At 67.2% G+C, this 10,872-nt stretch carries 8 protein-coding genes; 4 read left to right on the forward strand and 4 right to left on the reverse strand.

Features of this window, described 5'->3' with window-relative positions; all coding sequences use genetic code 11:
- Positions 1 to 84: 84 nt before the first annotated feature.
- Entirely contained in the window at positions 85 to 1,695 is a 1,611-nt protein-coding gene (locus X803_RS0116680; RefSeq protein ID WP_026546025.1) for an aminopeptidase P family protein, read from the reverse strand.
- Between the two features lie 156 nt (positions 1,696 to 1,851).
- On the opposite strand from X803_RS0116680, the gene X803_RS20810 reads away from it, so the two are divergent.
- Together X803_RS20810 and X803_RS0116690 are read left to right on the forward strand one after the other, a co-directional pair.
- Positions 1,852 to 3,660: an acyltransferase family protein gene (locus X803_RS20810; RefSeq protein WP_051470855.1), complete on the forward strand. Its 1,809-nt coding sequence runs from the start codon at positions 1,852 to 1,854 to the stop codon at positions 3,658 to 3,660.
- A 22-nt stretch (positions 3,661 to 3,682) separates the two neighbouring features.
- Complete coding sequence (locus X803_RS0116690) at positions 3,683 to 4,528, forward strand: PHP domain-containing protein (RefSeq protein WP_026546026.1); 846 nt, start codon at positions 3,683 to 3,685, stop codon at positions 4,526 to 4,528.
- A 29-nt stretch (positions 4,529 to 4,557) separates the two neighbouring features.
- Here X803_RS0116690 and X803_RS20815 read toward each other — a convergent pair whose 3' ends face one another.
- From X803_RS20815 to X803_RS20820, 3 genes are all read right to left on the reverse strand, one after another.
- The gene (locus X803_RS20815; RefSeq protein ID WP_051470856.1) at positions 4,558 to 5,487 is read right to left on the reverse strand and encodes a DNA-methyltransferase; all 930 of its coding nucleotides are present in this window, start codon (positions 5,485 to 5,487) and stop codon (positions 4,558 to 4,560) included.
- Positions 5,488 to 5,494: 7 nt separating this feature from the next.
- The gene (locus X803_RS0116700) at positions 5,495 to 7,120 is read right to left on the reverse strand and encodes a DEAD/DEAH box helicase (protein WP_026546027.1); all 1,626 of its coding nucleotides are present in this window, start codon (positions 7,118 to 7,120) and stop codon (positions 5,495 to 5,497) included.
- 245 nt (positions 7,121 to 7,365) lie between these two features.
- Positions 7,366 to 9,063 (reverse strand): RNB domain-containing ribonuclease, encoded by a 1,698-nt coding sequence (locus X803_RS20820; protein WP_051470864.1) that lies wholly within the window; start codon positions 9,061 to 9,063, stop codon positions 7,366 to 7,368.
- A 79-nt stretch (positions 9,064 to 9,142) separates the two neighbouring features.
- Here X803_RS20820 and X803_RS0116710 point away from each other — a divergent pair, with 79 nt between their 5' ends.
- Positions 9,143 to 9,859 (forward strand): ferritin-like fold-containing protein, encoded by a 717-nt coding sequence (locus X803_RS0116710; RefSeq protein ID WP_026546028.1) that lies wholly within the window; start codon positions 9,143 to 9,145, stop codon positions 9,857 to 9,859.
- 300 nt (positions 9,860 to 10,159) lie between these two features.
- Positions 10,160 to 10,872: DUF222 domain-containing protein (locus X803_RS20825; protein ID WP_026546029.1), on the forward strand; the 713-nt coding region annotated here is incomplete at its 3' end.

The following is a 10,872-nucleotide window of genomic DNA, read 5'->3' on the forward strand; positions in this document are numbered from 1 at the left end:
AGCCCGGCCCTTCAGCCCGGCCCTTCAGCCCGGCCCTTCAGCCCGGCCCTGCAGTCCGGACCTTCAGCCCGGCCCTGCAGTCCGCTATTCGCCGGTCGGGCTGTAGATTCCTGCCATCCACGCCTCGACGTCGTCGGGATCGCGCGGGAGAGCTGAGCTGAGGTTGACCGGACCGTCTGCGGTCATGAGGATGTCATCCTCGATCCGTACTCCGATACCCCGGTACTCCTCCGGAACGGAGAGGTCTTCCTCCTTGAAGTACAGTCCGGGTTCAATGGTGAAGACCATACCTTCCGCCAGAATGCCGTCCAGGTAGAGTTCGCGCCGGGCCTGCGCGCAGTCATGGACGTCCATCCCGAGGTGGTGGCTGGTGCCGTGCGGCATCCAGCGCCGGTGGTGCTGCCCTGCGGGAGAGATCGCCTCCTCGAGCGGTACCGGCAGCAGCCCCCAGGCATCCAGGCGCTCAGCCAGGACGGCCACCGCGGCGGAGTGCACGTCGCGGAACCTGGCGCCCACCCTCGCGGCAGCGAAACCGGCGTCCGCGGCGTCGAGGACCGCCTGATAGATCTTCCGCTGGATGTCGGAGTACTTGCCGCTGACCGGCAGGGTACGGGTGATGTCGGCGGTGTAAAGGGTGTCGGCTTCAACACCCGCGTCCAGCAGCAGCAGGTCATCGGCGTTCACCTGGCCGTTGTTGCGGATCCAGTGGAGGACGGTGGCATTGTTGCCCGAGGCGGCGATGGTGTCGTAGCCGAGGTCATTGCCCTCCTCACGTGCACGGGCAAAGAACGCCCCTTCCACCACGCGCTCGCCGCGGGGGTGCGAGATTGCGCGGGGGAGTTCACTGACAACCTCGTGGAAGCCGTTCACGGTAGCCTCGACCGCCCGGCGCATCTGCGTGATTTCCCACTCGTCCTTGATCAGCCGGAGTTCGGACAGCGCTTCCGCGAGCTTCGCGTCGAGCTCGTCGGAGGCCTCAAGGTCGACGCCGGTGTTGATACGGGACGTATCCACGAGGGCGTCCGCATTCAGGTCGACCTCCCGCAGCAGCCGGATCCTGATGCCGCCGATCTCCACCGCGCCGGCGTCCTTGGTGATGGCCGCTTCCAGGTCCGCAAGGTCCGCCGTTTCCAGCGACAGCAGGGCGCGCACCTCGGCGCGGGACAGCCGCGGACCGATCCAGAACTCGCCGTAGCGTGCGTTGGCGTAGAACTCGGCGCTGTCCCGGCCGGCCAGTTCACGGAAGTACAGGGTGGCAGTGTGGTTGCCGCCATCGTCGCCGGCTCCCTCCGCGGTGGGCTCCAGCACAAGGACGGCGTCGGGCTCGTGGTCCAGACCGAGACCAGTGAGGTGGGCGAAGCCGGAGTGGGGGCGGAAGCGGTAGTCGGTGTCATTGGAGCGGACCTTCAGGGGGCCGGCGGGAATGACCAGTCGTTCCCCCGGGAACTGCCGGGAGATCTTCAGGCGGCGCTGGGCTGCATAGGGCGCCACCTCTGCTTCCGCCGGCAGCTCTGTTCCTTTCGGTGCCCAATGCGCGCTCATGAAGGTTTTAAAGGCATCCGAATCCGGCCGCTGCGACCGGTTCTCGTTGCGGCTGGAAAGCGGCTGGCCCTCCGGCGTGGCGGGCGTGGCGTCGTTGCCGCCCCCGGCCGCGGTGGCGGTGACTGCTGATGGGGTGTTCTCTGCTGTACTCACCCGCCCATCGTCTCACCGGCCTGCGGAGTGAGCCAAACATCCCGGACCGGGGGTCAGGCCGGTTCCGGCGCCACGCGCAGGGCCGGTAGTGCTGCTCCGGCCGGGCTTTTTGTAAGGTGGCCCGGGGGACACGAGACGCCGACCACCGAAGGACCCATGCCGGAAAACGTTGTGAGGGAACGAAACAAGCCGCTGGACGGGCTGAGGGCCATCGCCGTCATCGCCGTGGTTTCCTACCATCTTGCGCCCGGTGCGCTGCCCGGCGGGTTTCTCGGCGTCGACCTCTTCTTTGTCCTGAGCGGCTTCCTGATCACCAGCCTGGCGGCGGAGGAACTGCACCGCTCGGGCAGGCTCGATCTCGGCGCGTTCTGGCAGCGGCGCCTCAGGCGGATCGTGCCCGCGCTGATTCCGGTTGTGCTGGTGAGCTTCACCCTGGTGCTCCTGTTCCCCACCGAAGCGGACCGGACCCTCAAGACCCAGGCCGCCGGCGCAGCGACCTTCAGCACCAACTGGGTGCAGGTCGTCTCCGGAGGGTCCTACTTCGCCGAATCCGAGCCGCCGCTGCTCCTGCACCTGTGGTCCCTGGCCGTGGAGGAGCAGTTCTACCTCCTCTGGCCGCTGCTGCTTCTGGCCCTGTGGAAACTCGGGCGCGGGAGGGCCGGATCCGCTGTCCCGCTGCCCTTCGCGTTCCTGGTCCTCGCCGCCGCGCTGCTGAGCGGCGGACTCATGGCCCTCCAATTCTCGCCGGGAGCTGATCCGAGCCGCCTGTACTTCGGTACCGATACGCATGGTTTCGGACTGCTCCTAGGCGCCTGGCTGGCGCTCGCCGGAGCCCGGACGGGCCCGCTGGTGAGTGAAGCGGCGAACCGCGTTGCGCTGCCCGTCGGCCTGACGGCGCTGGGAGTGTTCTTCGGCGTCCTGCCCGACGACGGCGCTGCTGCCTACCAGGGCGGAATGTTCGCCTTCAGCGCGGTGGCAGTATTGGTCGTGGCGCTCCTGCGCCATTCCTCGGGTGCTGCGGCCGAGCTGCTTTCGAGACGCACGCTGCAGTGGCTCGGCAGGCGCAGCTACGGTATTTACCTTTGGCACTGGCCGTGGACCGTCCTCGTGGCCGGGTGGCTGCCGCCCGGCGCTGACCACTGGGCTGCTGCCGCCGTCGTGCCCCTCACGCTGGGCTGCGCGGCGGTCAGCTGGCGATACGTGGAGAGGCCGGTTCTGGCCCGGGGCCTGCGGCGGTCCGGGACGGGGTACCTGGGCTCGTGGCGCGCGCGGCAGATCCGGCCGGCGCTGGTCGGCGGCACCGCGGCGCTGGCCTCAATGACCGTCCTCGCGGGTGCGGCCGTTGCACTGTCGCCTGAGAAAACGCAGCTTGAGGAACAACTCGCCGCGGGCCGGAACGCCGCGCGGGAGGCCGCTGCCGCCGCTGCGCGTACGCCCGCTCCGGAGCCGGCACCGGCCCCGTCCACTCCCGCGGAAGGACAGGACGAGCCCGCGCAGAGCGCTCTCGACGGGAAAGCAGTCACGGCCATCGGGGACTCGGTGATGCTCGCAGCCGCACCCCAACTGGTGGAGTCGCTGCCCGGAATCGATGTGCAGGCGGAGGTTGGCCGCCAGATGACGGACGCGCCCGGTTTCGCGGCGGAACTCGAACGGCAGGGCCGGCTGCGGCAGGTTGTGGTGATCGGGCTCGGGACAAACGGGGAGTTTGATCCGGCAGTCCTCGACGAGCTCCTTGAGGCAATCGGCCCGGATCGCCGCCTCGTCCTCATCACTGCGCACGGTGAGCGCCCCTGGATTCCGTCGGTCAATGATGCGTTACGGGCCTTCGCCGAAAACCGGGACAACGTGGAACTGCGCGACTGGGACGCCGCCTCCCGGCAGGCCACCGACTTTGCCCCCGACGGGATCCATCCCGGACCACAGGGTGGAGCCGTCTACGCGGACCTGATGCGAAGCGGAGAGTGAAATACGGGCTTACAGTTGTTTGGTGAGAATCGACCTGCATGCCCACTCCACCGTGTCCGACGGTACTGAAAGCCCCGCGCACGTCATGCGCGCGGCTGCAGCTGCCGGGCTGGACGTCGTCGCCCTCACCGACCACGACTCGACCGCGGGGTGGGCAGAGGCAGCGCAGGAGGCGCGCGCGCTGGGCCTGACGCTGGTACCCGGAATGGAAGTGTCCTGCCGCACGGACACCGGCATCAGCGTGCACGTGCTGTCCTACCTCCACGATCCCTCCCACCCGGGACTGCTCGCGGAGGTGGAACGCTCCCGGGATGCCCGGCTGACCCGGGCCGAACGGATGGTGGAGAAGCTCTCGGCGGACTACCCGATCTCCTGGTCTCATGTGCTGGAGCACGTTGCCGAGGGTGCCACCATCGGGCGGCCGCATATTGCCGACACCCTGGTCGCGCTGAAGGTCGTTGCCACCCGGAGCGAGGCCTTCGGCAGCATGTTGAGCGCCCGCTCCCGGTACTGGGTGGGGCACTATGCGCCGCACCCGGCAGACGCTGTTGCCCTGGTCCGGGAGGCCGGCGGCGTCCCCGTGTTTGCGCATCCTGTGGCGTCCTCGCGGGGCCGCATCGTCGACAGCGACGTGACAGCGGAAATGATTGACGCCGGCCTGCTCGGCCTGGAGATCGACCATCGCGACAATCCCGAGGAAGGGCGCGCAGAACTGCGGCGGATTGCCGCCCGGAACAACCTGCTGGTCACCGGTTCCAGCGACTACCACGGGACCGGAAAACCGAACCGGCTGGGGGAGAACCTCACCCAGCCGGAAGTGTTCGAGCGGCTCGAGGAGCTGGCCACCGGGAGCAGCGTTATCCGGTAGCGAGTCCCTGGTGGTTTCGTCGGTGACAGTTACCCGATGGCGGCGGAGGGATTGGTCCAGCCGGATTCGGCGTCGGCAGCGCCCGGTTCCGCCGTGCTCCCGAGCCAGGGCGCGAGCCGCCGGCTCATGACCTCAATGGACTGCGGGTTGCTGTCAATGCAGACGAAGCGCCGCTCCAGCTTTCCTGCGACTGCGCCGAGGGTTCCGGACCCGGCAAAAAAGTCCAGCACCCAGTCGCCGGGGCGGCTGCTCGCTGCAACCGCGCGGCGTACCAGGCCCTCGGGCTTCTGGGTGGGATAGCCGGTCTTTTCCTTGCCCGTCGGCGAGACGATGGTGTGCCACCAGACGTCCGTGGGGAGTTTGCCGAGGGCGGCCTTCTCGGGCGTGACGAGGCCGGGCGCCATGTAGGGCTCCCGGTCCACTTCGGCGCTGTCGAAGTGGTACCCGTCCGGGTTCTTCACGTACACGAGGATGTTGTCGTGTTTCGCCGGCCAGCGGCGGCGGGCGCGGGCCCCGTAGTCGTAGGCCCAGATAATCTCGTTGAGGAAGCACTCCCGCCCGAAGAGGACGTCCAGCATCACTTTCGCGTAGTGCACTTCGCGGTAGTCGAGGTGTACGTAGAGCGTGCCGTCGTCCGCCAGTAACCGCCACGCCTCAGCCAGGCGCGGCACGAGAAAGTCCCAGTAGTCCTCGAACGCATCGTCGTAGCTGGCCAGCATGCCCTTGACCGTGGAGTAGCTCAGCCCCTTGAATCCCACCCGGTCACCCGCTCCGGGCGCACTGCGCACCATCGAGGTCTGCTGCCGGCGCTGCGCACGCCCGGTGTTGAACGGCGGGTCCACATAGATCATGGTGAAGGAATCGCCGGGCAGCCCGGAAAGGTATTCCAGATTGTCCGCTTCCACCACGAGGTTGGGTCCATCCGGCCGCCAGACCGGGTGGACCGCTGAGTTCCCCACGCGGTGCTTAGCTCTCTGCGGCCGGCTTGGAGATGACCTCGCCGTTGCGGCGGCGGGTCCGCGACCTGTTGCGCTGCGGGCGGTCAGTGCGCTCGGTCTGCTTGGCGCTGCTGTCGGCTGCGGTGCGGTCCTCTCCGGAGGACCCGCGGGTACGACGACGGCCTCCCGCCTTTTCATCGGAACCGGTCCGGCGTTCCTCGGAACCGGTCCGGCGGCCCTGCCCGGCGGACCGGCTACGGTCACCCGAGCGGTTCTTCTTGCCGGTCTCGCCGAGGTCCTCAAGCTTCTCCGCATTGATCCCGGCAAGCGTGCGCTGATTGCGGGGCAGGCGTCCCTTGGTGCCTTCGGGGATGTCGAGGTCGGTGTAGAGGTGGGGCGAGGACGAGTAGGTTTCCACCGGCTCGGCCTGGTCCAGCCCGAGCGCCTTGTTGATCAGGCCCCAGCGGGGGACATCGTCCCAGTCCACGAATGTGACGGCGGTGCCCTTCTTCCCTGCGCGGCCGGTACGGCCGACGCGGTGCAGGTAGGCCTTCTCATCTTCCGGGCACTGGAAGTTGATGACGTGGGTGATGTCCTCAACGTCGATGCCGCGCGCCGCCACCTCGGTTGCCACGAGGACGTCGATCTTGTCGCCGCGGAAGGCGCGCAGCGCCTGCTCCCGGGCTCCCTGGCCGAGGTCGCCGTGAATGGCGCCGGCTGCGAAGCCGCGGTCCACCAGTTCCTCGGAGAGCTTGGCCGCTGTGCGCTTGGTCTTGGTGAAGATGATGGTGCGTCCGCGTCCGCGGGCCTGGAGGATCCGGGCCACCACTTCATCCTTGTCCAGGTTATGCGCGCGGTAGATGACCTGGCGGATGTCCTTCTTGGTGGCGCCGTCGTCCTCGGGATCAGCGGCGCGGATGTGGGTCGGGTGGGACATGTAGCGGCGCGCCATGGCGACCACGGGGCCCGGCATGGTGGCGGAGAACAGGAGGGTCTGCCGGACGGCCGGGGTGGCCGACATGAGCGTCTCGACGTCGGGGAGGAACCCGAGATCCAGCATTTCGTCCGCCTCATCCAGCACTACGATGCGGACGTTTTTCAACGACAGGATCTTCTGGCGGTACAGGTCGATCAGGCGGCCGGGAGTACCCACCACCACTTCGGTCCCACGCTTGAGCGCCTCGATCTGCGGCTCGTAGGCGCGTCCGCCGTAGATGGTCACAATCCGGGCGTTGCGCTTCTTTGCGGCCTTTGTCAGGTCATCGGCAACCTGGACGGCCAGTTCACGGGTGGGGACAACGATGAGGGCCTGTGGAGCACCTGGAGCAGGCAGCTTCTCATATCCCTCATCCGAGGGGCCGACCACGCGCTGCAGGGCGGGAACGCCGAAACCGAGGGTCTTGCCGGTTCCCGTCTTGGCCTGGCCGATGATGTCATGGCCTCCGAGCGCAATGGAGAGGGTCATTGCCTGGATGGGGAAGGGGTGCACAATGCCCGCGTCCGCGAGGGACTCGACAATGTCGGCGCGGACGTTGAAGTCGGCGAACGTCTCGGGGGCTTCCTGATGCGGTTCTTCAGTGGTGACGAGGGTGTCTTCTACGAAGATTTCGTCGTCGCTGTTGTCTGCATGCAGGTGGTGATTGTCTGTGGTCACTATTTACTACCGTTTCGATTAGGCACTGCCGCCGCCGGGCTCAACGCCGGACCGCGAGGGTCCGCTCGGAGCAGGACGAAGCAGGGCGTCCAGTGGAAGCCGATCGCGGGCTATCAACTGCGGCTCGGGAGCGGAACGTTCCGCATCGAGCTGGGAAAAACTCAAGATCGCGTAGGTATTGCGGGTCGAGTGAACGACAAAAGTTCATCAAGAACGACCGGGCATCCATTACTACGCCACCAAGTCTACCCTGCCGCGGTTTGACTTTCCGACGACGGCGCCGCAGCCGCAACCTTGCCGACCAGTTCGAAACGCAGTTCCCGCCGGGCGATATCAGCGGTCACGAGCCGCACACGCACTTCGTCACCGGCGGTCATGACGCCGTCGCACCGCGCCTCGACCGCCGGGTCGGCGAGCTGGACAACCCCGTGCGGGACACCATTGCCGTTGCGCCCGTTCCCGTTTCCGCTTCCGTTGGAATTGGTTGTGCCGCTTTTGCTGCCGTTGCCGGAGACGGCCGCCGAACGCGTGGTGGCTGGAGAACCAGGAGCCGAGGGCGCGGTTTCCGGATGACCCGCGGCCGCTGGAGAGTCCGGGGCCGGAGTGCCCGTCCCGGGTGCCCGGCTGGCTCCGGATGCCGCAGGGACGTCCGGGGTAGGCCTGGAGCCGGTAATGACGACGGCATTGAATTCCTCGCCGACCTGGTTGCTCAGGAGCGCCGCCTCCACGGCTGCAACCGCACCGCTCTCGAGCCGGGAGGCCAGCTGGTTGGAGGCGGACATGAGCGAGTTCAGTTGCGGCAGCGCATCGCGCACCCAGGTAGGCACCTCGTCGCCGGCGCACAGGGCTTCGCAGGTCACCAGCACAAACCTGTCAACGAGCCGGCGCAGTGGTGCAGTGGTGTGTGCGTAGGGCGCTGCGATGGCTGCCTGCTCGACCGCGTCCGGCAGGTCGCCGTCGAACGCGGTGTAGCCGGCGCCCCGGAACAGCGAGGCTGCGGCGTGCATGAGGGAAAGCTGGCGGGGATCCGAGGTGTCCAGGCTGCGCAGGAATTCACCGTACGGTACTCCGGCCGGCCAGGAACGGCCCAGCGCGCGGGCCTGGTGTCGGAAACGGGCGAGCGAAGCTTCGTCCGGAGCCGGCATGGTACGGAGAATCCCGACGCCGCCCCCAAGCATGATCTCTGCGGCCGCCATGCCGGTCATGAGTGAGAGCTGTGCGTTCCAGTCCTCAGCGGCAAGCGGGGGACGCGTCACGATGAAGTACCGTTCGCCGTCGTGCGCTATTTCCTGCTCCGGCAGGTTGAGGCTGGCGCCGCCGCGCTCCTTTTCCAGGGCGATGCGCTTGGTTCCGATTTCCCTCAGCAGAATGAGGTTTTCCGCGGCGCCGCCGGAATCGAGGTCTTCCTGCACCTGTTCGTAGGTGAGCTGGGCGCGGCTCTTCACGGCTGCCCGCCGGAGGTTGACGGACTGCACCTGCGCGTCCTCGTCCAGCTCGAACTCCCAGACGAAGGCCGGCCGCTCACGCCCGGGCAGCAGGCTGGCCGCGTCCTCGGCAATGACCTCGGGATGAAGGGAAATCCGGCCGTCCGGCGCATACATGGTCTGACCGCGCAGGCGCGCCTCAACGTCTATGGCACCGGCGGGGGCAACAAACGTCGGAACATCAGCGATCGCGTACCAGACCCGGTAGCCCGAGCCTGCGCGCTCCAGATGGAAGGCCTGGTCCAGGTCCGTTGATCCGGGGGGATCGACGGTGATGAAGCCGAGCCCGGTGAGATCGCGCTCCGGCATGGTGGAGGCAGCGACCGCAGACTGAGCCTCTGCGAGTACCTCCGGCGGGAATTCCGTGCGCAGGTCGAGCTCCTGCCGGAGATTCTCCAGCGCGGCTGTGAGCTGAACCTGGGAATCCCGGTTGCTCAGATCCAGATGCGAATACGGCACATTGCCCACCGTAATACACCCGGCGGCCCGCCGTCCCTAACACGCTGCACGCAATCCGCACGCGGGTACCCTTGTCTCCATGACTGCCTTGCACCCGAAATCCCAGGCGAACGCTGCGTCGGCAACCCCTTCCGGCACCGGTACGGGGGCGTTCAACCAGTTTGTCATCGACCTGTTCGGCGTCATGGCCTACGGTGAGCTGTCTGCGTTCGAGCGGTTGTCCTCCGACGCGCGGTTCTCTCCAACGCTGCAGGACCGTGCAGCCCTGGGGCGGCTCGCCGTCACGGAGTTCGAGCACTTCGAGATGGTCAGCGCACACCTCGCCGGACTGGGCGTCGATGTGGAGGAAGCCATGCGTCCCTTCCAGGCGTCAATCGACTCATTCCACGAGCGGACCCGCCCGGCTGACTGGTACGAGTCCCTCATGAAGGCCTACGTCATAGACGCGATTTCCGGGGACTTCTACACCGCACTGGCCGAGCACCTCGACGATGCCACCCGGGAGCTGATTGCGCGCATCCAGTCAACAGCCGAGCAGGGCGGCCTGCTGCAGGCTCGGTTGAAGGCGGCACTGTCCGACGATCCGCGGCTCGCCTCGCGGCTGGCACTCTGGGGCCGGCGCCTGGTGGGGGAGGCGCTGACCCAGGCGCAGCGGGTGGGGATCGAGCGTGAATTCCTTGGCGGTCTGCTGTTCGAGGGGAATGCCGCAGAGCAGGAGCGGGGTACCGCCCAGTTGTTCGCGCAGCTCACCCGTAACCATTCCCGGCGGATGAGTTCGCTGGGTCTGACTGCCTGACGGGTTGATGGTTGACGCTTGACCGCTTGACGGATTTGGCGCTCGGCGGCTTGACCGCTTGACCGCTTGACCGGGTGGGCGCTCGGCTGCTTGACCGCTTGACGGGTTTGGCGCTCGGCGGCTTGACCGCTCGGGCTGCCTGACTGCTTATCTGTTTGACCGTCGATCGCATGGCTGCTGACGTTGACCCGGTTCCCGGCCCAGGCCCCGCTTGGGTGTGTGGATAAGTTGTGGGTGACTGCTCCTCCACATTGCCGGGTTTTGGGCGGTATTAGTACGTGTCTTCGATAATATTTTGGTATGGCCGTCGCATTGCTCGAACACCACGGGGAAGATGATTCTCTCCTGCGTGGAATGCGTTCGGATTTGCTGGCTTTCGCCCACCACTTCGAAACGGGTTACCTCCTCCTGGACCGGGAGGAGGTTGTTGCGGCTCTTGTCGGGGTGGAGGAGATCTCCCGGGTGGTGGATCACCTTCAGACCCTGGTTGCCCGGGCCACCGAAGACCACTCACTTGCCGCCACGGACGCCCAGGAAGCCCATAAGGGTACGGCAGAGTACCTGCGGGCGAAGCTCGGGGTCAGCCGTTCCGAGGCGAACCGCCGGTTGCGGCTGGGCCAGGACGTGCTTCCCGAGGTTCCGGGGCCGGGTGCACCGGTCCAGGCTCCGCTGCCTGCCCTGGCTGCTGCAACGCGTGCCGGAGCGTTCAGCACCCGGGCGGCGATGGTGATCAGGGACGCCGTTCACCGTGTCCGGGCTGTCGCGACCGGCCGCCAGGTGGAGGCCATGGAGGAACACCTGGTCCGCCAGGCCGTGGAGTCTGATGAGGACGTGCTGCGGGTCCTTGCCCGGCGTTGGGAAAGCGTGATCGACCAGGACGGCGTGGAACCGACGGAGAAGGTCCTCCGGGCCAGGCAGGGCGTCTTCCTGCGCGGTAGGCGTCATGGCCTGCACTTCCTGGAGATCGGCGCCACCGATGAGCAGTTTGAGTACCTCCTGACCGTCATGAACAC

The sequence above is a fragment of the Arthrobacter sp. 35/47 genome, from assembly GCF_000520475.1.
In the GTDB taxonomy this organism is placed as follows: Bacteria; Actinomycetota; Actinomycetes; order Actinomycetales; family Micrococcaceae; genus Arthrobacter_D; species Arthrobacter_D subterraneus.